The 24244-nt window shown below is 68.4% G+C and carries 21 protein-coding genes and 1 pseudogene; 10 read left to right on the forward strand and 12 right to left on the reverse strand.

The features are described from left to right. A pseudogene (locus tag H5J31_RS13785) lies at positions 1 to 796 on the forward strand (hypothetical protein); the annotation flags it as partial. A gap of 65 nt (positions 797 to 861) precedes the next feature. Here H5J31_RS13785 and H5J31_RS13790 read toward each other — a convergent pair. Beyond that, on the reverse strand, positions 862 to 1788 hold the full coding sequence (locus H5J31_RS13790; protein WP_181773031.1) for a proteasome assembly chaperone family protein: 927 nt from the start codon (positions 1786 to 1788) through the stop codon (positions 862 to 864). A 147-nt stretch (positions 1789 to 1935) separates the two neighbouring features. Between H5J31_RS13790 and H5J31_RS13795 the strand changes: the two genes are divergently transcribed. Together H5J31_RS13795 and H5J31_RS13800 are read left to right on the forward strand one after the other, a co-directional pair. Continuing rightward, entirely contained in the window at positions 1936 to 2448 is a 513-nt protein-coding gene (locus H5J31_RS13795; RefSeq protein WP_181772941.1) for a PH domain-containing protein, read from the forward strand. Continuing rightward, on the forward strand, positions 2445 to 3965 hold the full coding sequence (locus tag H5J31_RS13800; protein WP_181772942.1) for a PH domain-containing protein: 1521 nt from the start codon (positions 2445 to 2447) through the stop codon (positions 3963 to 3965). Before H5J31_RS13795 ends, H5J31_RS13800 begins: the two co-directional genes overlap by 4 nt. Here H5J31_RS13800 and H5J31_RS13805 read toward each other — a convergent pair. Then, on the reverse strand, positions 3956 to 4864 hold the full coding sequence (locus tag H5J31_RS13805) for an SDR family oxidoreductase (protein WP_181772943.1): 909 nt from the start codon (positions 4862 to 4864) through the stop codon (positions 3956 to 3958). The genes H5J31_RS13800 and H5J31_RS13805 overlap by 10 nt on opposite strands. A gap of 112 nt (positions 4865 to 4976) precedes the next feature. Here H5J31_RS13805 and H5J31_RS13810 point away from each other — a divergent pair, with 112 nt between their 5' ends. The 3 genes from H5J31_RS13810 (at position 4977) to H5J31_RS13820 (ending at position 6608) form a co-directional block, all read left to right on the forward strand. Beyond that, the gene (locus H5J31_RS13810; protein ID WP_181773032.1) at positions 4977 to 5756 is read left to right on the forward strand and encodes an IclR family transcriptional regulator; all 780 of its coding nucleotides are present in this window, start codon (positions 4977 to 4979) and stop codon (positions 5754 to 5756) included. A gap of 52 nt (positions 5757 to 5808) precedes the next feature. Then, positions 5809 to 6303: a GNAT family N-acetyltransferase gene (locus H5J31_RS13815; RefSeq protein WP_181772944.1), complete on the forward strand. Its 495-nt coding sequence runs from the start codon at positions 5809 to 5811 to the stop codon at positions 6301 to 6303. 110 nt (positions 6304 to 6413) lie between these two features. Then, positions 6414 to 6608 (forward strand): hypothetical protein, encoded by a 195-nt coding sequence (locus H5J31_RS13820; RefSeq protein ID WP_181772945.1) that lies wholly within the window; start codon positions 6414 to 6416, stop codon positions 6606 to 6608. Positions 6609 to 7110: 502 nt separating this feature from the next. Here the strand turns inward: H5J31_RS13820 and H5J31_RS13825 are convergent. Then, entirely contained in the window at positions 7111 to 8382 is a 1272-nt protein-coding gene (locus H5J31_RS13825; RefSeq protein WP_181772946.1) for an aminotransferase family protein, read from the reverse strand. A gap of 215 nt (positions 8383 to 8597) precedes the next feature. Here H5J31_RS13825 and H5J31_RS13830 point away from each other — a divergent pair, with 215 nt between their 5' ends. Further along, positions 8598 to 10562, forward strand: a complete 1965-nt coding sequence (locus H5J31_RS13830; RefSeq protein ID WP_181772947.1) for an NPCBM/NEW2 domain-containing protein — start codon at positions 8598 to 8600, stop codon at positions 10560 to 10562. Positions 10563 to 10822: 260 nt separating this feature from the next. Here the strand turns inward: H5J31_RS13830 and H5J31_RS13835 are convergent, their stop codons facing one another. Genes H5J31_RS13835 through H5J31_RS13870 form a run of 8 tightly spaced genes read right to left on the reverse strand, consistent with a single transcriptional unit; the run spans position 10823 to position 20531 of the window. Further along, on the reverse strand, positions 10823 to 11518 hold the full coding sequence (locus tag H5J31_RS13835; RefSeq protein ID WP_181772948.1) for a GntR family transcriptional regulator: 696 nt from the start codon (positions 11516 to 11518) through the stop codon (positions 10823 to 10825). 4 nt (positions 11519 to 11522) lie between these two features. Then, entirely contained in the window at positions 11523 to 12308 is a 786-nt protein-coding gene (locus H5J31_RS13840; RefSeq protein WP_181772949.1) for an SDR family NAD(P)-dependent oxidoreductase, read from the reverse strand. A gap of 2 nt (positions 12309 to 12310) precedes the next feature. Then, complete coding sequence (locus H5J31_RS13845; RefSeq protein ID WP_181772950.1) at positions 12311 to 14023, reverse strand: hydantoinase B/oxoprolinase family protein; 1713 nt, start codon at positions 14021 to 14023, stop codon at positions 12311 to 12313. Continuing rightward, positions 14020 to 16080, reverse strand: coding sequence for a hydantoinase/oxoprolinase family protein (locus H5J31_RS13850; protein WP_181772951.1), 2061 nt, complete (start codon positions 16078 to 16080; stop codon positions 14020 to 14022). The genes H5J31_RS13845 and H5J31_RS13850 overlap by 4 nt, the downstream gene beginning before the upstream one ends. Next, positions 16077 to 17708, reverse strand: coding sequence for a thiamine pyrophosphate-binding protein (locus H5J31_RS13855; protein WP_181772952.1), 1632 nt, complete (start codon positions 17706 to 17708; stop codon positions 16077 to 16079). The genes H5J31_RS13850 and H5J31_RS13855 overlap by 4 nt, the downstream gene beginning before the upstream one ends. Positions 17709 to 17757: 49 nt before the next feature. Beyond that, entirely contained in the window at positions 17758 to 18384 is a 627-nt protein-coding gene (locus H5J31_RS13860; protein ID WP_181772953.1) for a pyridoxamine 5'-phosphate oxidase family protein, read from the reverse strand. Then, the gene (locus H5J31_RS13865) at positions 18377 to 19534 is read right to left on the reverse strand and encodes an NAD(P)/FAD-dependent oxidoreductase (RefSeq protein ID WP_181772954.1); all 1158 of its coding nucleotides are present in this window, start codon (positions 19532 to 19534) and stop codon (positions 18377 to 18379) included. The genes H5J31_RS13860 and H5J31_RS13865 overlap by 8 nt, the downstream gene beginning before the upstream one ends. Next, a complete protein-coding gene (locus H5J31_RS13870) occupies positions 19518 to 20531 on the reverse strand; it encodes a glutathione S-transferase family protein (RefSeq protein WP_181772955.1) in 1014 nt (337 codons plus the stop codon). The genes H5J31_RS13865 and H5J31_RS13870 overlap by 17 nt, the downstream gene beginning before the upstream one ends. 95 nt (positions 20532 to 20626) lie before the next feature. Here H5J31_RS13870 and H5J31_RS13875 point away from each other — a divergent pair, with 95 nt between their 5' ends. Continuing rightward, positions 20627 to 22003 carry a WS/DGAT/MGAT family O-acyltransferase gene (locus H5J31_RS13875; RefSeq protein WP_181772956.1) on the forward strand — a complete coding sequence of 459 codons (1377 nt, stop codon included), beginning with the start codon at positions 20627 to 20629 and terminating at the stop codon, positions 22001 to 22003. Between the two features lie 75 nt (positions 22004 to 22078). Here the strand turns inward: H5J31_RS13875 and H5J31_RS13880 are convergent, their stop codons facing one another. Next, the gene (locus H5J31_RS13880) at positions 22079 to 23065 is read right to left on the reverse strand and encodes a PQQ-dependent sugar dehydrogenase (protein WP_181772957.1); all 987 of its coding nucleotides are present in this window, start codon (positions 23063 to 23065) and stop codon (positions 22079 to 22081) included. A 314-nt stretch (positions 23066 to 23379) separates the two neighbouring features. Between H5J31_RS13880 and pqqA the strand changes: the two genes are divergently transcribed. Both pqqA and pqqC read left to right on the forward strand, forming a co-directional pair. Next, a complete protein-coding gene (pqqA, locus tag H5J31_RS13885) occupies positions 23380 to 23475 on the forward strand; it encodes a pyrroloquinoline quinone precursor peptide PqqA (RefSeq protein WP_007033797.1) in 96 nt (31 codons plus the stop codon). Between the two features lie 86 nt (positions 23476 to 23561). Then, complete coding sequence (pqqC, locus tag H5J31_RS13890; RefSeq protein WP_181772958.1) at positions 23562 to 24242, forward strand: pyrroloquinoline-quinone synthase PqqC; 681 nt, start codon at positions 23562 to 23564, stop codon at positions 24240 to 24242. The last annotated feature ends 2 nt before the right edge of the window (positions 24243 to 24244 follow it).

Consider the following 24244-nt stretch of genomic DNA (forward strand, 5'->3'; position numbering starts at 1 on the left):
CCAGCACTGGGACGGCCGGACGTGGACGAATATCGAGCGCCCGAAACCGCCCGCGGGCATGGAGGGCTTCACCAGCGACATCGCCGCGTTCTCACCGAAATCGGTGTGGCTGGTCTCCTACGACTTCGACTTCGCCACCGGCAAGGCCGTCCACCATCTCGAACACTGGACCGGGAAGGCCTGGGAGAACGTCGAAATCCCGATGATCGGCGCCCGCCCGCTGCAACCCACCCGGGTCACCGGCACCGGTGACGACGATCTGTGGGTCGGGGCGACCTCCGTGGCGGACGGCGGGAAGGAGACGCCGTACCTGCTGCACTGGAACGGCAAGGGCTGGCGGCAGGTCGAGGTTCCGGTGCCGTCGGACTACCGCACCGGCTGGATCCTCAACCACGTCGTGCCCGACGGCCGCGGCTCCGTCTACGTCGTCGGCCGGGTCAACGAATGGAACTCGACCGGGATCCCGGCCTTCGTCGACCGCTGGGACGGGCAGAAGTGGACTTCGCTGCCCGCCGTCCCGTTCGACGAGATCAACGCCGCCGCGCTCGACGGTTCCGGGAAGCTCTGGACCGCGGGTTGGATGCCCGGTGACGGGCACGTCCTGATGTCGGCCTGGAACGGGACCGAGTGGCGGAAGGACGTCCTTCCGCCGGAGGTGGCGAAGACGGCCGAGGGCAGTTCGATCCTCGGGTTCGCCGCCGTGCCCGGGACCGCGGGCATGCTGACGTCGGGGCTCGGCAGTTCGAGCGGGCTCGGGAGCACTTGGGGCGTTCTCGCCTCGCTCGGCTGGCACTGACCATGTACGTGAAGGCCCCTTCATTGCGCCTAACGCAATGAAGGGGCCTTCACGTACTTCGAGGGCTAACGCTCGGGGTTCGTGCCGCCGTAGCTGTCGGGGTCGGCGAGATAGCGCTCGAACTGGTTGCCCAGCTCCTCCGCGGTCGGCATATGCTCGACCGACTCCGCGAGCAGGCTCTCCTTGCCGGACGCCTCCATGAACGTGTCGTACTGCCGCTCCAGCGCGCGCACGACGTCGGCGACCTTCTCCGACTCGGCGACCTGGCGGTCGATCTCGGCGTCGGCCTCGCGCGAGGCCTCCCGCAGATCCCCGTCCGGCAGGTTCAGCCCGGTCGCCCTGGCGACCGCCTCCAGCAGGTGCAGCGCCGAACTCGGGTACGTCGACTCCGCCAGGTAGTGCGGCACGTGCGCGGCGAATCCGGCGGCGTCGTGCCCCCACTCGCCGAACCGGAACTCCAGGAGTCCGGCGATGCTGCCCGGCACCTGCATCCGGTTGGGCAGGGGCCGGTGCTCGCCGACCAGGTCGTCCCGCGTCGCGTGCGCGGTCACACCGAGCGGGCGGGTATGCGGGGCACCCATCGGGATGCCGTGGAAACCGGTGGTGAGCCGGACGTCCCAGCGTTCGACGAGCCCGCGCACGGCCGCGCAGAACCGCTCCCAGTCGTGGTCCGGCTCCGGGCCGGTGAGCAGCAGGAACGGCACGCCGTCGGCGTCGTGCAACAGGTGGACGACCAGCTCGGGCGCGTCGTAGGCCTCCCAGCGGTCGATGGCGTAGGTCATCGTCGGGCGGCGCGAGCGGTAGTCGATGAGACGGTCGACGTCGAACCGCGCGATCACCCGGTGCTCCGAGGTGTTCAGCAGGTGCTCGGCGACGAGTTTGCCCGCGGAGCCCGCGTCCATGAACCCGTCGAAGTAGTGCAGCAGCACGGCCCCGCCGAGGTCGGGGACGTCCGAGTCCACCTCGTACAGGTCCTCCGGGTCCAGTGCCACCAGATCCTCCAGCTTTCGTGCGTACAACCGGCCATGGGTGGCAACGCCCCGATAGGGGGTATCCATTCCGCCGACGGTGGCATCGATCCTATCGGTCCGTGACAGTCGTCGTGGGCGGTCCGCACCCGGGTGGTGCAGGCTTGTGGGGTGACTGAGGAGACAGCGTCCGTGGAACGGCTCAGCCTGCGCCCGCCCGCCAACCGGGTCAGCCGCCGGGCCATCGGCTACTGGACGGTCTGGGCCGCGGTCGGCTGGGCGGTGCTCATCGGCGTCCAGACGGTGTTCGTGCTCACGAGCGACGACCCGCCCACTTGGCTCACCGTGACGCTGACGATCTCGTGTGTACTCGCGCCGCTGCATCTGCTGGTGATGCCGCAATGGCGCTACCGGATCCACCGCTGGGAGGTCACCGGCGAGGCCGTGTACATCCAGGAAGGCTGGCTCAAGCAGGAGTGGCGGATCGCGCCGATCTCGCGGATCCAGACCGTCGACATCGAGCGCGACCCGGTCGAGCAGCTGTTCCGGCTGGCGACGATCACCGTGACGACGGCGTCGGCCGCGGGACCGGTGAAGATCGCCGGCCTCGACCGCACCGAAGCGCTGGCGCTGGCCGCGGAACTCACGAAGACCACCCAGTCGACCACCGGCGACGCGACATGACCACCGACGTGGCGCTGGAAGCCGAACTGGAGCAATGGCATCGCCTCGACCGCCGGATGCTGCTGATCCGGCCGGTGCTCGACGTCGTCAAATCGCTCCCGGTGCTGATCGGGACGGTGATCCTCGGCCGCGGCAACGGCTGGGAGTGGTTCGGGCTGGGCATCACCGCGCTGACCGTGTTCGTCGGCGTGTCGCACGTCCTCACCTCGCGCTACCGCGTCACCGGCGGCCAGGTCGAATGGACCACGGGTCTGTTGCTGCGCAAGCATCGCGCGATCCCGCTGGACCGCGTCCGCACGGTCGACGTCACCTCCGAGCCGAAGCACCGCCTGTTCTCCCTCAGCGCCGTGCGCATCGGCACCGGACGGCATTCGCACGGCCAGGGCGCGGGCGGCGACCAACTCGTGCTCGACGCCGTCAGCCGGACCGAGGCGCACCGGCTGCGCACGGTCCTCCTGCACCGCAAGGAAGTCGACGTCGCCGAGACCGCGCCGCCGCCGGAACAGGTGGTGGCGGAGGTGGACCGGAAATGGCTGCGGTACGCGCCGTTCACACTGTCCGGGCTCGCCGTGGTGGGCGCGGTGTTCGCCGCCGTCTGGCATTTCGCGCACCAGCTGCACATCGACCCGGTGAGCGTCGGCCCGCTGCGGGATCTCATGGACGACCTCGCGAACACCGCGGTGTGGCTGATCGTCGTCGTCGCGGCGGTCGCGCTGCTGGTGGTCGTCTCGCTGCTTTCCGTCGGCGGATACGTGCTCTCGTTCTGGAACTTCCGGCTCACCCGCGAAACGGAAGGCACCCTGCACGTCCGGCGCGGGCTGATCACCACGCGTTCGGTTTCCATCGAAGAGGACCGGCTTCGCGGCGTCGAGGTGAAGGAACCGCTGCCGCTGCGGATCGCGGGCGGGGCACGGCTCACCGCGATCGCGGGTGGGCTGCGCGAAGGCAAGGGCGGTGACAAGGGCGGCGGTCTCCTGCTGCCGCCCGCGCCCGTCGGCCGGGTCCACGAAGTCGCGGCCGAGGTGCTGCGGGAGAACTTCGACCCGGCCACCGTGCCGCTGAACCGGCATCCGCGGCGAGCGCTGACCCGGCGGCTCACCCGCGCCGTCGGCGGCGTGCTGGTCCTCGCGGCCGCGCTGTTCGGTCTGGCGTGGATCGATTTCCTGCCCTGGTGGATGTGGCAGGTCGCGCTCGGCCTGGTGCCGCTCGCGGCGCTCGTCGGCTGGGACCGCTACCGCAACCTCGGTCACGCGATCGTCGGGCGGTACCTGGTCAGCCGTTCCGGTTCGCTGGCGCGGGCGACGGTGGCGATCCGGCGCGAGGGGCTCACCGGGATCGTCGTCAGCCGCTCGTTCTTCCAGCGCCGCGGCGGGCTGATCACCGTGACCGCCCCGATCGCCGCGGGCAAGGGCGCCTACGCGGTGATCGACGTCGGCGAATCGGACGGGCTGGCGATGGCGGAGCAGGCCGCACCCGGTCTGCTCACACCGTTCCTCCGGCGGACGGCTCAGCGGTAGCCGGTGACGTCCGCCGGCTTGCCCGGATCCTGGACCTCGACGAGATACCGCCAGCAATCGGGACGGCTGCCGTCGAGGTCGGTGAAACCGTAATCCTTCGCCAATTCGCCGCTGGACACCGATTTCCCGTTCCAGCGGGCCACTTCGGGGTCGGCGGCCAGTGCGGCGACCGCACGGCCGACGAACGCCGGGCTTTCAGAAATGGCGAAATGCGGCTGCACCTTCGTCGCGTCCCGCCAATTCTCTTCGGTGACCTGATAGGCGTCGAGCATCGCTTCCGAACGCAGCCATCCCGGCGTGACCGCCACCGCGGTACCGCCATGCGGTTCCAATTCGTGTGCGAGCGCGAAGGCCATCCGGTTCACCGCCGTCTTGGCGAGATCGTAGAAGAACGAAACCCGGTAGTTCTCCGAGTTGTACGCGGTGGTCCCGTCGTTGACCTCGATCACCAGCGCGCCCGGTTTCCCGATCATGAGCGGGAGCGCGAAATGACTGGTGATGGCATGGGTGTCGATCGCCAGGCGCAGCGTCCGCAATCCGGTGTCCAAAGTGGATTCCCAGACCGTCTTGCTCCATTCGATGGGCGCGCCGTAGATGTCGTTGACCAGGATGTCGAGCGCGCCCTGTTCGGCGTCGATCCGGGCCACCAGCTCGCGAACCTCGTCCGCCACCAAGTGATCCACGCCGACCGCGATCCCGTTCCCACCCGCCTCGTCGACGAGTGCCGCGGTCTCCTCGATCGTCTCCGGCCGATTCATTTCCGATCTTTTCGAAGCCGTGCTGCGACCGGTCACGTAAACGGTCGCCCCGGCGGCCCCCAGCCTCACCGCTATTCCACGCCCGGCACCGCGAGTCGCTCCGGAGACCAAGGCGATCTTGCCTGCCAATGGCTTCTCCATGATCCGAACCTAGCAAGAAGTCCGCTTGTTCATGGACCAAAGACCCTGGTCGCTAATTCACACAATGTGCTACTTTCTTGACTCTTCGTGATTGCCCCGGCGAGAGGTCGAGATGACGCCTGCCGCACGATCCCTGGACAGCACCGCTCCCCCGAAACGCACGCCCGGCGCCAGCAGCTCACGCAAAGTACTGCAGCTGCTGCTTTCGTTCTCCGAACGCCGTTCGGACGCGAGCGTCGCCGAACTCGCCGCGATGATCGGCACCCCGGTCGCCACGACGTACCGCTATGTGGCACTGCTGAAGGAACTCCAGCTTCTCGAAGAGGGCAAGACCGGCCGCTACCACGTGACGAGCCAGGTGATGCCGCTCGCGCGGGCCGCGCAGCTGGCCAACGACCTGGCCCGGCTGGCGCGCCCCACGATGGAGGAGGCCGCACGCGACCTCGGCGAGACCGTCCTGCTGTTCCAGCATTTCGGTGACGCCGCGGTCTGCGCGGACCGGGTCGAATGCGAACGCGCGATGCGGTTCACCTTCCAGCCTGGCCATTCCGTCCCGCTCGGCGCGGGCGCGTCCGGCAAGATGCTGCTCGCCATGCTGCCGGAGGGCGAACGCGAAAGGCGGCTTTCGACGATCGTCCAGCATCGCGGGCCGAGCGTGCGGGAAGAGGTCAAACGCGCCGGTATCAACCGGTATTCGGTCAGCTGGGGCGAACTGGACGACGGCGTCTGGTCGTGTTCGGTGCCGATCCCGAGCCCCGGGCACCGGCCCGCGGTCCTGAGCCTGGCCGCCCCGGCGACCCGGATCGGCGACGACGCGAAACGGGCCGCCATCGTGGCGCTGCAGTCGTACGCGGGCAGGATCCACCGGGCCGTTTCGTCGTTTTCCCTCTGACGCGGCGGTAAATCGCGCGCTTTCGCTTCGCTGGCCGGGTAGAACTCGATCCGTGATCCGACCCGCCACCTCAGCAGACCTGCCCCGGCTCCAGGACATCGAGCGCGCGGCGGGCGAACCGTTCCGCGCGCTCGGCATGGCCGCGATCGCCGACGACGACCCGCCTTCGATCGCGGACCTCGCGGCCTACCGGAACGCGGGCCGCGCCTGGGTCTTCGACGACGGCGACGGACCGGTGGCGTACCTGCTCGCCGACGTCGTCGACGGCCACGGCCACGTCGAGCAGGTGTCCGTCCACCCGGACCGCGCCCGGCAGGGCCTCGGCCGCCGGCTGATCGAGCACGCCGCCGAGTGGGCGACGCGCGAAGGCCTCGCGGGGCTGACGCTGACGACGTACGCCGAGGTGCCGTGGAACGCGCCGTACTACGCCCGGCTCGGCTTCGCGACCCTCGGCGAGGAGGAGCTCACCGACGGCCTTCGAACCATCCGAGCCCACGAAATCGCCCGTGGCCTGGACGCTTGGCCGAGGGTGACTATGCGGCGATAACCCTGACGGGGGGTTCGGTTGGCGGCACCTCTCGAACGTGTGTTCTACTGTCGACGCCGGCCCCGGAGGGGGAAGCTCCGCGGGCCGGCACTCGACTTCAGGAGGCACGAATGGCGGTCAAGATCACCCATCTCACCAATGGCCAGCAGGTGCGCTTCGCCAACGCGGACGGCGCCCGGCGCTACGCCGAGATCATCGGTGGCGGCGTCGACAAGTGGCAGTTCACCGTGGTCAGCGGATATGAGTTCCCGGAATTGTCGGGGCGGGTGGTTAATGTGCCGGTATGGCCTCTGACCTCCAGGTGACACCTCGCGGTGCGAAGTTCCCGCACCGCGGCGACCAAGGACCGTCCGCGTGGATCGCCCTCGCGGACCCCGAGGGCGACGCACTCTGCCTCACCTGAGGCGGGCCTACTCGGGCCCGCCGCACTGGGGGTGTCATGAAGGGACCTGGTCCCGTCGGCTGATCCCTTCATGACCGAGTGCGTGGCCTTCGTGCGCGTCACACTCCGCTCCTGCTCACGTCGGACGCGGAGGTGATGACCTGAAGGGGCCTTTCATCGCGGAACTCGCGATGAAAGGCCCCTTCATCGCATTCGGCACCGGGGGCGTGAGGGGCAAGTGACTTTCCTTTGCGGGGAAGGTCGACATGGCGTGTCCGCACGCCTTGGCGCCCGGCCGGCCGCGCAAGGGGTTGCGAAAGCCACTTTCGCAACGTTGAGGGTTGCGAAAGTGGCTTTCGCAACACGACGCACGTCACGAACAGATCGCCGGCTTCCTCGGCGCGACCGGGACCGATACCCGCGGCCTAAGCCAGCTTGTCCAAAGCCCTGGGCAAAGCGGAAGTGAGCAGATCCAGTTCGGCCTCCCCGGCGATCAGCGGCGGCGACACCGCGATCCCCTTGGCCAGGTTCCGCACCAGGACCCCTTCGTCCCGCGCGATCCGCTGCAACCGGTTCGGCGCTCCGGGATCGGCGGCCAGGAAGTCCGCCTTCAGCTCGACGGCGGCCAGGAACCCCAGCCCAGCACGGACTTCCGCGACCAGCGGATGCGAAGTCAGGCCGGAAAGCGCGTCCGCCAACGGTTTCTCCAGTTCGCGGCCGCGCGGGATGAGCCCGTCGCGTTCGTAGATGTCCAGCGTCGCGTTCCCGGCGGCGCACGCGACCGGATGCCCCGCATAGGTCGCGCCGTGCCGTAGCACCGGCGCGCCCGGCTCGCCGGCGAAGAACGGCTCGGCCACGTGGGGCGCGACGATCAGCGCGCCCAGCGGGATCGTCCCGCCGGTGATGCCCTTCGCCGTCGTGATCATGTCCGGTTTCACGGCCCAGCGGTCGATGCCGAACCAGGTCCCGAGCCGTCCGAACGCGGCGATCACGCAGTCCGCGACGAACAGCACGCCGTGTTTGCGGCAGATTTCGGCGACCGTCTCGAGGTAGCCGTCCGGCGGCGGCAGGACACCGCCCGCGCCGATCACCGGCTCGCAGAAGAACGCCGCGACCCGCTCCGGGCCGACGCGCTGGATCTCGGCTTCAAGCGCCTCGGCACTGTCGTACGGGATGTGGGAGACGTCGCCCGGCAGCGGCCCGAAACCCGCCGCGTTCGCCTCGATCCCGCCGACGGCCGTACCGAACCCGTGCGTGCCGTGATACCCCTGCACCCGCCCGATGACGTGCACCTTCTCCGGACGGCCGGTGTGCGCGAAATGCGATCGGGCGATCTTGACCGCGGTGTCGATGACGTCGCCGCCACCCGAACCGAAGAACACCTTCGAGCCCGGTTCCGGAGCCAGCGCGGAGACCCGCTCGGCGAGTTTCAACGCGGGCTCGTTGGCGTTGTAGCCGAACAGGTTGTACGAATCGAGTGTCCGCAGCTGGTCCGCGACGGCCTGCGCGATCTCCTCACGCCCGTGCCCGAAGTTGGCGTACCAGAGCGACGCGGTCGCGTCGAAATACCGCTTCCCCTCGTCGTCCCAGACGTAGGAACCCTCGCCGCGGGTGATGACCAGCCGATCGCCGTCGACCGCTCCCATGTCCGCGAAGGGGTGCCACAGCGGATTGCGCGCGGACGCCGACGACACCATGATCTTCCTCCTCTGCTCGTGTCCCCATCCTCACCCGGATCCGGCCGGGACGCGAACACTCCATCGTGCACAGTTCGTGCCGCCGACCTGTCCAGTCCGTCACGGCAACCTCCGGTGAATTTCCAACACCATCCCATCGGCCCTTGACCCGCCCCGTCCCCTCCTGTTGGTTGATGAGTGAGTTTGTTCAGAGTTGAGCATTCTGGGAGGAACTTATGCGTCGTCTCGCTGGCGCGCTCGCCGCCGCCTGCACGCTCACCACCTTGTTCGCCGTCCCGGCGGCCGCGGCCGAAAATCCACCGGGACCTGCGGAAACACTGGCCGCGACGCCACCGATGGGCTGGAACAGCTGGAACAAGTTCGCCTGTGACATCAACGAACAGCTGATCCGGGAGACCGCCGACGCCATGGTGTCGTCCGGGATGAAGGCGGCCGGCTATCAGTACATCAACCTCGACGACTGCTGGGCGGAGAAGAACCGCACCCCGGAGGGGAAGTACGAACCGCACCGGACGCGGTTCCCCAGCGGTATCAAGGCTTTGGCCGACTACGTGCACGGTAAGGGCCTGAAACTCGGCATCTACACCAGCGCGGGTACGGAAACCTGCGCGCGAACCATGCCCGGTTCGCTCGACCACGAAGAGGTCGACGCGCGAACGTTCGCCGATTGGGGCGTCGATTACCTCAAATACGACAACTGCCACAACCAGGGCCGACCGGCGCTGGAGCGGTACACGAAAATGGGCGACGCGCTGAAGAAGACCGGCCGCCCGATCGTCTACGCCCTCTGCGAATGGGGCGAGAACAAGCCCTGGGAATGGGGTAAGGACGCCGGCGCGCAGTTGTGGCGCACCACCGGCGACATCAGCGACACCTGGTCGAGTATGACCCGCCTGCTCGATCTGCAGGTCGGCCTTGAGGGTTATGCCGGACCCGGCGGCTGGAACGACCCGGACATGCTCGAAGTCGGCAACGGCGGGATGACCGACACCGAATACCGGTCGCATTTCGCGCTCTGGTCGCTGCTCAACGCCCCGCTGCTGGCGGGCAACGACCTTCGCTCGATGTCGGACGCGACCAAGAAGATCCTGCTGAACAAGGACCTTCTCGCGGTGAACCAGGACTGGGGCGGCGAGCAGGGTCGCAAGATCCGCGACGACGGTGACACCGAGGTCTGGGCCAAACCGATGTCCGACGGCTCGAACGTCGTCGTGCTCTTCAACCGCGGCGGCGCGCCCGCGACCTTGTCCGCGACCGCCACGGAGATCGGCGCTCCCGCCTCGCCCGGCTACCGGGTGCGGGATCTGTGGACCGGCGGCGAAACCGAATCCGCCGGCGTGCTGCGCGCCGGGTTGCCGAGCCATGGTTCGGCGACGTTCCGGGTCTGGCCGTCGAAGCAGCCGAAGGCCGTGCCGCATACGACGCTTTCCTTGCAGACGCCCGAATACGCGGCCGTGGACAAGCCGTTCACCACGACACTGCGGGTGTTCAACGACGGCCGGACCCCGGTGACCGCGGGCAATGTGAAACTCACCGTGGGGCCGGGCTGGAAACCGGACGGCCGGACCGAGACGTGGATTCCTTCCGTCGCACCGGGGAAGTCGTGGGAGCAGAGCTGGACCGTGCGGCCCGTTTCTCCCGCCGGGGGCCGTGTCGACGTTTCCGGAACCATCGACTACCGGACGTCCTTCGGTAAGCGATCGTTGTCCACCGGCGGCAGCGCTCCCCTGGTGAAACCCCCGTCGGTGGGTACGACAGCGCTGTCCAAGGCCACGTTCATGACGGCGGAAAACGGCTACGGCCCAGTGGAACGCGGCACCAGCAACGGCGAATCGGGTGCCGGGGACGGCCACGAGATGAGCATCGGCGGAGTGACCTACGACGACGGTTTGGGCGTCCACGCGCCGTCGAAGGTCCGGCTCTACCTCGGCGGCGGATGCACGTCGTTCGGTTCGTCCGTCGGCGTGGACGACGAGAAGGCCGGCGGCAGCGTGGCTTTCGAGGTCCTCGGTGACGGCAAGCGGCTCGCCGGGACCGATGTGCTCAAGCGCGGCCAGGCCGCACAGCGGCTTTCCGTGCCACTGGACGGCGTCCAGGTGCTCGATCTCGTCGTCACCGACGGCGGTGACGGGGTCGACTCCGACCACGCGGACTGGGCCGCCGCCGCGCTGAACTGCTGACGCGCTTTCGGTCGTGAGTGGCGATTCGGGTTAGAACACGAATCGCCACTCACGACCACCCTGACCCGGCACCTCCCGCCGCTGCCCATGCTCACCTGAAGTCCGTGAAGGCCCCTTCGTGTACAGGGGAAGGTGTTGCGAAAGCCACTTTCGCAACCTTCAAAGTTGCGAAAGTGGCTTTCGCAACCCTGTGTCCCTGCGGACCGCACAGGGCCCAGGTGGTCGTGAGTGGCGATTCGGGTTAGAACACGAATCGCCACTCACGACCCGCGGCGATCGTAAGCGGCCAGAAGCTGCTTCTCCGCATCCCGCAGGTATTTCTCCAGTGCCGTCTCCGCGGGCCCGAACCGCCCGCGTTCCAGGTCGCGCAGGATCCGCTCGTGCCGCTCCAGGAACGGCTCGAAGAACGCGCGCGTGTTCTCCGCGAGCACGAAGAAGAGCCGCGTCTCCGCCAGCACTTGCCGCATCGTCGTGCTGACCCGTTCGCTGCCCGCGAGGTCGCCGATCGCTTGGTGGAAAGCGATACTCGCGGTCCCGACGGCCTGCCAGTCACCTTCGCCTGCCGCGGCGCGGCCTTCCAGCACAGCCTGCTCGACGGCGGAAAGATCCACAGTGGACATCTCGGAAGCACGCCGTAGCGCGCCGCATTCGGTGACGCGCCGCATGACGTAGAGGTCCGCGATGTCCTGCGCGGTCAGTTCCCGCACGAATACACCGCGGTTGAGTTCGTGCACCGCCAGCCGTTCGTGCGCGAGCAGCTGAAACGACTCACGAAGGGTGTTGCGCGAGACGCCGAGCGCCGCGCTGATCGACGGTTCGGAGAGTCGCGTCCCCGGCGGGAAGACGCCTTCGGTGATGCGCTGACGCAAGATCTCGGCGACACGCTCCGCCGTCCCGCTCCGTTCGAGCAGGTAACGGTCGCCCGAAAGCGCCTCCTCCGCGGCAGGAGTGGACATGGCGTTACCTGACGCCGAGTTCGAAATCGAGACTGTACCGGTTGCCCGGCATGGCACCGGCCGCCTTCGCGCCGTCGATCGGGAGCGCGACCCCGTTGATGAACCGGGATTCGTCACTCGCCAGGAAGACGACGGCCTTCGCGACCTCCCATGCCTCGCCGACCCGCCCGGCCGGGGTGCTCGCGACCAGTTGGTGTTGCTTGGCTTCGAAGTCCTCCGGTGACGCGAGTGTTCCACGCAGCATGTCGGTGTCGATCGCGCCGGGGTTGACCGTGTTCGCCCGGATGCCCTGGTGCGCGTGCGCGACCGCGAGCGACTTCATCATGCCGACCAGCGCGTGTTTGGTGGCGTTGTACACCGGGTCGCCGGGGCGGCCCATCACACCGCCGTTGGACGACGTCGTGATGATGCTGCCCGCCTTCCGCGCGATCATCTGCGGCAGAACCGCCCGCGTGGCCAGGAAAGCGGCGCGTACGTTCAGGGCGAAGATGTTGTCGAACTCGGCCAGCGTGGTGTCGGCCAGCGGTTTCCCGAGGTGGATGCCGACGTTGTTGAACAGGACGTCGATCCGGCCGGTCCCGGCCAGCACGCCGCGCACGAACTCGTCGACCTGGTCTTCGTCCGTGGCGTCCACAAGGGAGTGTTCGACGCCCTCGACGGTCTCGGTCTGCTCGCGGATGTCGCTGGAGAACACGGTCGCGCCCTCCGCGACGAACTCCTTCACCGTGGCGAGACCGATTCCCCTCGCGCCGCCGAAGACCACCGCGACCTTGCCGGCCAGCCGACCCATGCTCATCTCTTCCCTCTCGACGAAACCGCTGTGTAGTCCTCCGGGAGCCGCACCAGGGCTCCGGGTTCTCCGTGGTAGGTGACCTCGACGCCATACAGTTCGCGCGCGGCCTCCACCGAGACGTAGCCGTCGACGACGTCGGCGAGGACGGCCTCGGGCTCCCGCTCGAACGGGTCGCCGTATCCGCCACCGCCGGGCAGGATCACGTCCACGACGTCGTCCGGCCGCAGACTCACCCGGCTCTTCGACGGCAGGTCGGTTCCCTCGGAGAGCCCGAACCGGCCCGCGGCCCCATCATGCCCCGAGTCCACACCGGACGCCGGTCGAAGCACCCGATCGACGTTCCCGTTGACACTCCACGAAATCTCGCCGCGGGCGGCCATCGCCGTACGCTGGCCGAGACCTCCGCGCCGTCGCCCGGCGCCACCCGAATCCACCCTCAGCACGCGCTCGCGCTGCACCAGCGGCGCCATGGTCTCGATGACCTCGGTCGGCGTCGACCGCAGACCGCTGGGGAAACCGGTGGTGCTGAGACCGTCCTTGGTGGCCCGTGCGCCGATTCCCCCGGTCTGGAAGACGTTGAGCATGAACTCCTCGCCCGCCGCGTCGGCGCCGCGCCAGATCGTCATCCACAACGCGTCCGCGCTCTGCGCCAAAGCAGTGCCGGGTAACGCTTCGTGCAGTGCGGTGATCAGCAAGGAGGGCAGGAAATGCCCGATCAGATGCCGCGACGCGACCGGCGCCGGCGGCCTGCAGTTGAGCACCGAGCCTTCGGGGGCGGTGACGTGCACCGGCCGGAACGAACCCGCGTTGTGCGGCACCTCCGGGGCGATGGCCGCCTTGACCGCGAACGAGGCATAGGCCCGCGTGTAATTGAGGACGACGTTGATCCCGCGACGGCTCTGCGGCGACGAACCGGCGAAGTCGAGGTGGATCTCGTCGCCGTCGATGGTCACGGCGACCTTGAGGACGACCTCTTCGTCATCGAATCCGTCGGTGACCAATTCGCTGGTATAGGTGCCGTCCGGCAGTTTCGCCAGGGCGTCCCGCAGCGCGCGTTCGGACCGGTTCATGATCTCGGCGGCGACGTCGTCGAGCGAAGGGAGTGCGAACTCCTCCAGCAGGCGGACCAGGCTCGCGGCACCGACCTCGTTGCCGGTGACCTGTGCGTACAGGTCACCGATCGTCTCCTCGGGAGTGCGCACGTTCGCGCGGATCAGCAGTTCGAGATCCGCGTTGACCTCGCCCGCGCGGAGGAACTTCATGATCGGCAGGCGCAGCCCCTCTTCGAAGACCTCGTTCGCCTCGGCCGAGACCAGCCGTCCGCCGATGTCCGGTGCGTGGCAACAGGAAGCGAACCACGCGACCAGCCGTCCCCGCAGGAACACCGGCGTGGCCACGGTGATGTCGTTGATCTGCCCGGCGGTCTGCCACGGATCGTTGGTGAGCAGGACGTCACCCGGTTCGAGGGTTTCCGGCGGGTACGCGGCGACGAAGTGGTGCATCCCGGTCGCCATCGCGTTGATGTGGCCGGGAGTCCCGCCGACGGACTGTCCGATCATCTCGCCGCGTGAGTCGAACACCGCGCAGGCGAGGTCGAGCGATTCCCTCACCACGGAGGAGAACGCCGTGTCGACGAGCGCGTTCTGTTGTTCGGCCAAAATCGAGTGCAGCCGGTTTCCCAGTACCCCGACCAGGATCGGGTCGACGCTCATACGGTCACCACCAGACTGGCGTCCTCACCGACGACACACTGAGCGCCCGGCGGAACGACCACGGTGGACTCGCGTTCCTCGACGATGGCCGGTCCCGCGACGCGGTCGCCGGACTTGAGCCGATACCGGTCGTACACCGCCGTGTCGACAAAGCCACCTTCGGCAGGGAAGTACGCCGGGCGACCGCCCTTGCGTGCGTCGCCTTCCGTCACGTCGGCGGCGAGTTTCAAGGTGACCTCGGGGGCCGGGCCACTGGAGACCACCCGCCAGTTGAGCACCTCGATCGCGACGTCCGGTCCGGTCCGGCGGTACAGCGTCCGATAGGTCTCGGTGAAGGCGTCGATCAGCGACCCCGGCCAGTTCCCCGGCTCGACCGGGACCCGGATCTCGTAGCCCTGCCCGGAATAGCGCATCTCGGCGATCCGCCGATGACCGACCGATGAACCGTCCACACCAGACTCTTCGAGCAGTTCCGCGCCCTCGGACTCCATCTCGGCGAACAGCGCGTCGACCTGCTCCCAGGACAGATCGAGCACCGCCGCTCGCGCGGAACGCACGAAATCGAAAGCCAGTGGCGCGGTGAGAAAACCGGCGGCGCTCAGCACGCCGGCCGCGGGCGGCGCGACCACTTCGGGTGCCCCGAGCGCCCGCGCGACGCCGACACCGTGCACCGGTCCGGCGCCGCCGAAGGTGTACATCGGCAGCTTCGCCGGATCCTTGCCGCGTTCGACGGCGTGCACGCGAGCGGCGTTCGCCATGTCCTCGTTGACGCTGGTGTGAATGCCCCAAGCGGCCTCTTCGACGCTGACGCCGAGGGGTTCGGCGATCTTCGACCGGATCGCCTCGCGCGCGCCCTCGGCGTCCAAGGTCATTCCGCCGCCGAGGAAATAGTCCGGATCGAGATAGCCGAGCACGAGGTCGGCGTCGGTCACGGTGGGCTCGGTTCCGCCACGGCCGTAGCAGACCGGACCGGGTTCGGACCCGGCCGAATCGGGGCCGACGGTGAGCAGGCCGAGCGCGTCGATACGGGCGATCGAGCCGCCGCCGACGCCGATCTCGATCATGTCGGTGACCGGGACCTTGACCGGCAGCCCGGATCCGGGGAGCAGGCGGTACTTCCGGTCCACTTCGAACTCATGGGTCACCAGCGGCGCGCCGCCGGAGATCATGCACAGTTTCGCGGTGGTGCCGCCCATGTCGAAGGCCAGCAGGTCTTCCACACCGGCCGCGGATCCGATGGCGGACGCGGCCAGTGCCCCGCCCGCCGGGCCGGATTCGAGGATACGGATCGGATAACGCGCGGCGGTGTCGACGGTCGCGATTCCGCCGTTGGACAGCATGATGTGCGGCGACGGCCGCACTCCGGCGTCGTGCAGACGTCGTTCCAGATCACGCAGATAGCGTTCGGTGAGGTCTTGGACGTAGACGTTCGCTACCGTGGTCGACGTGCGTTCGAACTCACGGATCTCCGGGACGACCTCGCTGGACAGCGCGACCCGCAACCGTGGCGCGACGGCCTTGAGCACCTCGGCGGCGCGCCGTTCGTGCGCCGGATTCGTGAAGGCGTGCAGGAAACAGATCGCCACCGCGTCGATCCCGCGGGCGTCGAGTTCGCGGCCGAGGCGTGCGACGTGGTCCTCGTCCAGTCCGGTGTGGACGGTCCCGTCGGCGAGAATCCGCTCGGGGACGTCGAAGCGCAAGTGACGCGGCACCAGCGGCGTCGGCAGCTCGATGAGCAGGTCGTACAGTTCGTACCGGTGCTCGCGGCGCATCTCCAGCACGTCGCGGAATCCGGCGGTGGCCAGTAGCGCGGTCCGCGAGCCCTTGCGTTCGATCAGCGCGTTCGTGACCAGTGTGGTGCCGTGGACGAACTGCTCGACGTCGGCCGCGTCCAGCCCTGCATCCGCGAGTGTCCTTTTCAGCCCCTCTTCGACCGCGCGAGCGGGCTCGTCGTGCGTCGTCAGCACCTTGCCCACGGCGACGACCCCGGTCCCGTCGAGTACGCAGAGATCGGTGAACGTCCCGCCGATGTCCACGCCGACGCGCAGCCCGGTCACGAAGAGCCCTTGCGGTACCACCGTGGCGAGGTGTTGAGCGGCGGCGCCATCTTCGCCCGGACGACCAGCACGTTCGGCTCGTCGGACTCGACGAACTCCCCGAGCAGCCGCCGGAACGCCCGTCCGAAGCCGGAGACGCGGTCCGCGTGCACGCCGAAGGACCGGGCCAGGCCGACGAAATCGGGGCTGTCCCAGTCGACACCGCGGCGCGGCAACCCGGCGCGGTCCTGGTCGTAACGCAGCATTCCGTAGCCGCCGTCGTCGACGATGATCACGGTGACCGGCAACTGTTCCTGCGCCAGTGTGGCGAGATCCCCGCAGCCGAACAGGAAACCCCCGTCGCCGCTGACACAGATCGCCCGTCCACTACCCGCCGCGCCGGCGCCGAGTGCCGCCGGGAAGCCGTAGCCGAGGGTGCCCCAGCCCATCGGGTAGGCGAGTTTGCGTGGCGCGCGGACGCGGTGGAATCCGCCGATCCAATATCCGGCCACGCACATGTCGGCGACCAGGACGGCGTCCGCCGGCAGCACCTCGTCCAAAGTGGACAGCAGGTCGGCGGCCTGCGGTTCCTCTTCCTTGATCCGCTGCCGGACGCGTGCGGAGACCTTGGCGAGTCTGCCGACGAGCGCCGCGATACCGGGCCGTTCCTCGACCTTCAGTGCCTCGGTGAGCGCACGGGCGTCGCCGACCAGCGTGATGTCCGGTTTGTAGTTCTTCGCCGCGTCGTCCGGGTCGACGTTGATCGCGATGAGCTTCTTCGGCCGCGGCATCAGCCAGTTCTGCGTCATCAGCCCGTCGAAATCGGTGCCGATGGCGAGGACGACGTCGGCCTCGTCCCACAGCGCGCCGACCTCGGGCGCGTGCACCGGGTTCGGGGCGAGACACGGATGGTCGACCGAGAGGAGCCCGCGGGCGCCGAACGTGGTGAGCACCGGCGCGGCCAGCCGTTCGGCGAGTTTGCCGATCGCCTCACCGGCCTCGGCACGCAGCGCGCCGCCACCCGCCCAGATCAGCGGCCGCTGGGCGGTGGCCAGCAGCGCCTCGGCCTCGGAGAGATCCGGGATCTCGGACGGCCGGGCGTGCGACGAGGGCGGACGGCGGCCGGGTGACCGCTCGGACAGGAAGTCGGCGGGGATGCCCACGTAGACCGGCCCGCTCTGGGGCTGGAGGGCGAGTTTGGCGGCGCGGTGGATCGTGCTCGCGACCTGGTCGGCGCTGACGACGGTGAAACCGGCCTTGGTGACCGGCGCGAACATCGCCTGCTGGTCGGAGTTCTCGTGCAGTACGCCGCGGACCACGCCGGGACGCCGCAGCGTCGACGGGATGTCGGTCGCGATGACCAGCATCGGCGCCGCAGACGCCATCGCCTCGCCGACCGCGGCGAGCGTGTTCGCCGCGCCGGGTCCGGTGGTCACCAGCGCGATGCCCAGCTTGCCGGTCGCGCGCGCGTACCCGTCGGCCGCGTACCCGGCCGTCTGCTCGTGCCGGACCCCGATGAGCCGGATGTCCGTATCGGCCAGCGCCTCCCATAAGGGCAGGTTGTGCACCCCGGGGAGACCGAAGACGACTTCGGTCCCCAGAGCGGTCAGCGCGTCGGCCAGATGCTGGGCTCCGGTGGGTGAAGGCACCCCGCCGATAGTGCCAGATCGTTCAACGATCCAGCAACCATCGGACGTGTCAGGTGTAGAGGCCCTGGGCGTAGGCGGGACCGTAATAGGTCTCGAGGTCGGCGAGTGAATCGTCCGGACGTTCGAAGGTCTTGGCGATCACCGCGCGCGACGGCATCGCGTCCGGCGTCCAGGTCTCGGGCGCCCAGAGCCTCGACCGCATGAAGGCCTTCTGGCAGTGGTGGAAGACCTCGTCGATGTCCACCACCAGCGCGAGCTTCGGCCTGCTCCCCTTGACGATCATGTCGTCGAAGAACGGCGCCTCCCGCACCAGCCGCGCCCGTCCGTTGATCCGCAGCGTGTCGCCGCGGCCGGGGATGAGGTAGATCAGCCCGACGTGCGGATTCGACAGCACGTTCCGGAATCCGTCGGCGCGGCGGTTGCCCGGACGTTCCGGGATCGCGATCCGCGTGTCGTCCAGGACCAGCGTGAACCCGGCCGGGTCGCCCTTCGGCGAGACGTCGCAGGTGCCGTCCGCGGCCGACGTCGCGATCAGTACGAACGGCGACTCCGCGAGCCACTGGCGGTCCATCTCGTGCAGCTTCGGCCTCGCCTTGTTCGCCGTCCGCTCCAACGGCGGCGGCAGGATCTCGCGCAGCTCCGCCTCGCTGGTGACCTCGACGATTCCGTCAGACAATGTTGTGCTCCCTCGTCACGGCCCGGTCGCCGGCGAACCGGCGGACGTCGAGCTCGGTGATGTCGATGGCCGGGGCCCGGCCCAGGTACAGGTCCCGCACGATCTCCCCCACGGCCGGGCCCATCTGGAACCCGTGTCCCGAAAACCCGGTCGCGTAGAAGAAGCGCGACAGGTGGACGCTTTCCCCCACGATCTGGTTGCGGTCGGGGGTGACCTCGTACAGCCCGGCCCAGCCGCTGCGGATCCCCGCGCCGAGCACCGCGGGCACCCGCCGCGCGGCGATCTCGGCCAGCTTCGGCAGCCAGTCGCCCGGCTGGTAGCGGGTGTCGAAGCCGGGGTCGCCGTCACCGTCGCAGAAGGACATCGCCAGGCCGAGGCCCTCGCGATGGAAGTAGAACGCCGACGGCATCTCGATGGTCAGCGGCACCGATTCGGGCAGGTCCGGGACCGGGCCGGTGAACACGACCTGGCGCCGGAACGGTCGCACCGGCAGATCGACGCCGGCGAGCTCGCCCACCCGCCCGGACCAGGCGCCCGCCGCGCAGACCACGGACGTCGTCCGCACGAACCCGTCGGTGGTCCGGACGCCGGTGATCTCGTCGCCGTCCCGCTCGATCCCGACGACCTCGACGCCGGTCCGCAGCACCGCGCCGTGGCGGCGGGCGGCCCGCGCGTAGCCCTGGACGGCGGAGTCCGGCGTGGCCTTCGCGTCGTCCGGCGACCACAGCGCCGCGACCACGCCCTCGCTGTCGATCAGCGGGGAGAACCGCCTCGCTTCGGCCGGTTCGACGAGCCGGCTGCGGACGCCGTAGGAGTTCTGCAGCGAGACGCAGCGCTCGAATTCCGGCAGGTCGGCGGGGTCGGTGATCAGATACAGGTAGCCGTCGCGGCGGAAGTCGATCTCGGTGCCGTACGTCTCGGCGAACGAGGCGTACTCGGCCAGCCCGCGCAGCCCGATCTCGATGTTGACCCGGGTGGTGAACGACGACCGGATGCCGCCGGCCGCCTTCGCCGTCGAACCCGCGCCGAGACCGTCCCGTTCGAGCAGGAGCACCGAGGCCCCCGCGGCGGCGAGCCGGTACGCGCAGCTGACCCCGATGATGCCGCCTCCGATGACGACGACGTCGGTCTGTTCAGGAAGTGGCTCCATCCGTGTCCCCGATCCGTTCGTCCTCGGGCGGCGGACCCGGCGGCGTACCGTCGCCGAACGGGCGCCCGCCCAGTTGCTCCCGGTGATGCGGAGCCGTCCAACCGGACAGGTCCGGTCCGAGTGGGACGATCCGCGTGGGGTTCACCTGCTCGTGAACCTGGTGGTAGTGGCGTTTGATGTGGTCGAAATCCACCGTGTCACCGAATCCCGGCGTTTGGAAGAGGTCACGGGTGTAGGCCCACAGCACCGGCATTTCGGTCAGTTTGTGCCGGTTGCACTTGAAATGCCCGTGATACACCGCGTCGAAGCGGACGAGCGTGGTGAACAACCGGATGTCCGCTTCGGTGATCGTGTCGCCGACGAGATAGCGCTGTCTTTCCAGACGCTCGGAAAGCACGTCCAGCATGGTGAAGAGCCGGGTATAGGCGTCGTCGTACGCGGCCTGTTTGCTCGCGAAACCGGCTTGGTAGACGGCGGCGTTGACGTCCGCGAAGACACCGGTGTTGACGTCGTCGATCTCGTCACGCAGCCGCTCGGGATAGAGGTCGGGCGCGCCGGGCCGGTGGAGACTGGTCCATTCGGTGGAAAAGTCGAGGGTGATCTGTGGATAGTCGTTGCTCACCAGCCGCTTGCTCGGAATGTCCACAATGGCCGGAACACTGATCCCGCCCATGTAGTGCGGGTCGGCGGCGTGATAGGCCTCGGCCAGGTACTTGATGCCGAGCACCGGGTCCCGATCATCGGGATCGAGGGTGAACCGCCAGCTCTTGTCGTCCTGGATCGGGTCGGCCACGGCCACGCTCAGCGCGGACTCCAGGCCGAGCAGCCGCCGGACGACCAGCCCCCGGCTCGCCCACGGGCAGGCGCGGCTCACCACCAGCCGGTATCTCCCCGCCTCGACAGGCCACCCTTCGCGGCCGTCGGCGGTGATACGAGCGTCGAAATGGTTGGCGGACCGACGGAACTCACCCGTCTTCGGATCGGTCGGGATCGTCATGTCAGCCACCCTAAAGCGTGAGAAGGTGGTTTCGGTGTGCGTAGACTCTCGCACCCGGCGTGCTCGCACGCCGCCGCGCGGAAGGTGGTCCCACGATGCCGTTCATGCCCGTGACCGACTCGATGTTCCTTCTCGTGGAGACGCGCGAACATCCGATGCACGTCGGCGGATTGCAGTTGTTCAAGAAACCCGAGGACGCCGGGCCGGACTACCTGCGTGACCTTCGCCGGAAACTGCTCGATTCCGACAACATGCGCGACGTGTTCCACCGCCGTCCCGCCCGGCCGGTCAACACGGCGGGTCACATCGCCTGGGCGACCGACAACGATCTCGAGCTCGATTACCACTTCCGGCATTCGGCGCTGCCCCAGCCCGGCCGGATCCGCGAACTGCTGGAACTGACCGGACGCTGGCACAGCACCCTGCTCGACAGGCATCGGCCGCTGTGGGAGATCCACCTGGTGGAGGGCCTGCAGGACGGCCGGTTCGCGATCTACAGCAAGATCCACCACGCGCTGATGGACGGCGTCTCGGCGCTGCGTCACCTGCAGGGGACGCTGTCCGACGACCCCACCGACCTCGACTGCCCGCCCCCGTGGGGACAGCGCCCCAAACCCGACGGCGGCCGCAACGGCAAGGCGGTGCCCTCGGTCTTCCAGACCGTGGGGAAGACGGTCAACCAGCTCGCCGGCATCGCGCCGGCCGCGATGAAGGTGGCGCGGGAAGCGTTCCAGGAGCACACGCTGACGCTGCCGGCGCAGGCGCCGAAGACGATGCTGAACGTCCCGATCGGCGGGGCCCGGCGGTTCGCCGCGCAGTCCTGGTCGCTGGACCGCGTGCGCAAGGTGGCGACCGCGGCCGGGGTGTCGCGCAACGACGTCGTCCTCGCGATGTGCTCGGGCGCGCTGCGGGACTACCTGATCGAACAGAGCGCGCTGCCCGACGCGCCACTGACCGCGATGGTGCCGGTTTCCTTGCGGCGCAAGGACAGTGGCGACGCGGCGGGCAACAACATCGGTGCGCTGCTGTGCAACCTCGCGACCCATCTGACTGATCCGGCCGCGCGGCTCGCGACCATCAACGCGTCCATGCGCAACGGGAAGAAACTGTTCTCGGAGCTGACGCCGCTGCAGACGCTGCTGCTGTCGGGGATCAACGTCGCGCAGCTCGGCGTGTCCCCGATCCCGGGCATCGTGAACAACACGAAACCGCCGTTCAACCTGGTGATCTCGAATGTCCCGGGGCCGCGCAAGCAGATGTACTGGAACGGCGCGTCGCTCGACGGCATCTACCCGGCGTCGGTGCTGCTCGACGGGCAGGCACTGAACATCACGCTGACCAGCAACGGGGACAACCTGGACTTCGGCATCACCGGTTGCCGCCGGAGCGTCCCGCACCTGCAGCGCATCCTCGTCCACCTGGACACCGCGCTCGCCGAACTCGAACACGCGGCTTCGGTCGGTCGCGGCTGACCCCTCCCGCGTTCAGTCCTCTACCTGCGGTGGTTCGACGCTGAACTACCGCATGCAGAGGACTGAACGCGCCGGTCAGCTACCGTCGGAGACGTAGATGGCGCCCGGGGTGATCGTGTAGTGCTGGCCGTCGGGACCGGCGACGGCGTCACGCGTGCGGCCGAGGTCGGTCCAGAGCTTCCCGCCGTTGCCGTTCAGGTCGAGCTTGTAGGTGCCGCCCTTGAGCGACGCCATGTACAGCGAGCCCTTGTAGGTCGAAATCCCGCTCGGCGTCGCCGACGACGTCGGCCACTGCTTGACCGGGTTGGTCATCCCCGCGGTGCCGCAAGAGCCCTCGCAGGTGGGCCAGCCGTAGTTCTTGCCCGGTTCGATCCTGTTCAGCTCGTCGACCTTGCTCGCGCCGATGTCGGAGATGTACAGCTGACCGTTCGCCCAGGTCAGACCCTGGACATTGCGATGGCCGTAGGAGTAGACGCGGCTGTTGAACGGGTTACCCGGCGCGGGCGCGCCGTCGGTGGTCACGCGGAGGACCTTGCCGCCGAGGGAGTTCTTGTCCTGCGCGTTGGCACCGTTCTGGCCGTCGCCGGTACCCGCGTACAGGTAGCCGTCCGGCCCGAACCTGATCCGCCCGCCGTGGTGGTACTGCGCGCCGCGCGGGATTCCGGTGACGATCGGCGTCGGCGTCTGCCCCAGTTTCAGCTTGGCGATGCGGTTGTCGGAACCGGTCGTGTAGTAGATGAAGACCGTCTGGTCGGTGGCGTATTTCGGCGAGACGGCGATGCCGAGCAGCCCCGCCTCGGCGGTGACGCTCACCCCGGGGATGGTCTGGACCGTGGTGACCTTGCCCGCCTTGTCGATCTTGCTGATCGTCTTGGCGTCCTTCTGTGTGAAGAGGCCGGTGCCGTCGGGCAGGAAGTCGATCGACCAGGCCTGGTTGAGGCCGCTCGCGATCTGTTTGATCGCCTGGACGGACGGTCCTTCGGTGGCCGCGGCCGGAACGGCGGCGATCGAAACGGCCGTCGCGGCGGCGAATGTGGCGGCGAGAGTACGACGTAAGGGCATGGGACGCCTCCTTCGGCTACACCCCTGGAGCTCGGATGGCGGCGGTGGACGGGCGGCCGGGGAACACCCGTCGAGTTGGATACAAACACACCACCGGACGAAACGGACACCACTGGACGGGGTAAGGAAAGCGCTTACCTTTAACCGTTGTATGCGCCGAGCGTGACGATCCGGACGGCCCGATCGCCCATAGGTAGGAATCCTTACAAAATCTCCCGGGAAGTTCGCCCTTACGTCTGGTCAGAATCGGCGGGCCGCTTCTAGTGTGCAGGGGCTCGGCCCGGTTCGTTCCGTTGTGGACGTTAGGAGCAGAAATGATCGAAACCATCGAGGTATGGACCACACCCGACTTCGTCGAGTACGAAACCCCCATGGAGGTCACCGCTTACGCGGCCCGCATGGAGGACTGATTTCCATCCCGGTGGTGGGGACCCTTTCCCCACCACCGCGCCGCCGTCCCGATCAGCGAGCCGTTGGAGGCAGCACGGTGCCCCTCATGTCGTCGTCGGACTTCATCGCGGCCCTGCGCGGACTTTCGCACCGGTACTGGGGAACACATCCGTTCCACCACCGGATGCACGGCGGCGAGCTGTCCGAGTACGAAATGAAGATCTGGGCCGCGAACCGCTGGTACTACCAGTGCATGCTCCCGCAGAAGGACGCGGCGATCATCAGCAACTGCCCGCTGCCGGAAATACGCCGGGAATGGCTGGATCGCATCGTCTATCACGACGGCGCGAAAGCCGGGGAAGGCGGAATCGAGCGATGGCTCCGATTGTGCACCGCCGTCGGCCTCGACCGCGAAGAGGTTCTCGATCAGCGGCACGTCGCCCCCGGAGTTCGCTTCGCCGTCGACGCCTACGTGAATTTCGCCCGCACGAAACCGTGGCTCGAAGCGATCGCCTCCGGGCTGACCGAGATGTTCGCCGGCCACCTCATGCAACGGCGTGTCGCCGACATGCTCGCGAACTACTCGTGGATCGCACCCGAGGACCTCGCCTATTTCACCAATCGCATCGACAAGGTTTCGGGCGAGGGCACGGAAACCCTCGACATCGTCGTACGGCACGCCGTCACGCGTGAACAACAGGAGAAGGCGATCGCCGCGCTTTCGTTCAAGACGGACGTGCTGTGGTCCATGCTCGACGCCATCGAACGCGCCGCGGCCAAGGGGTAGCG

The organism is Amycolatopsis pittospori (genome assembly GCF_013870525.1).
Classification (GTDB): Bacteria; Actinomycetota; Actinomycetes; order Mycobacteriales; family Pseudonocardiaceae; genus Amycolatopsis; species Amycolatopsis pittospori.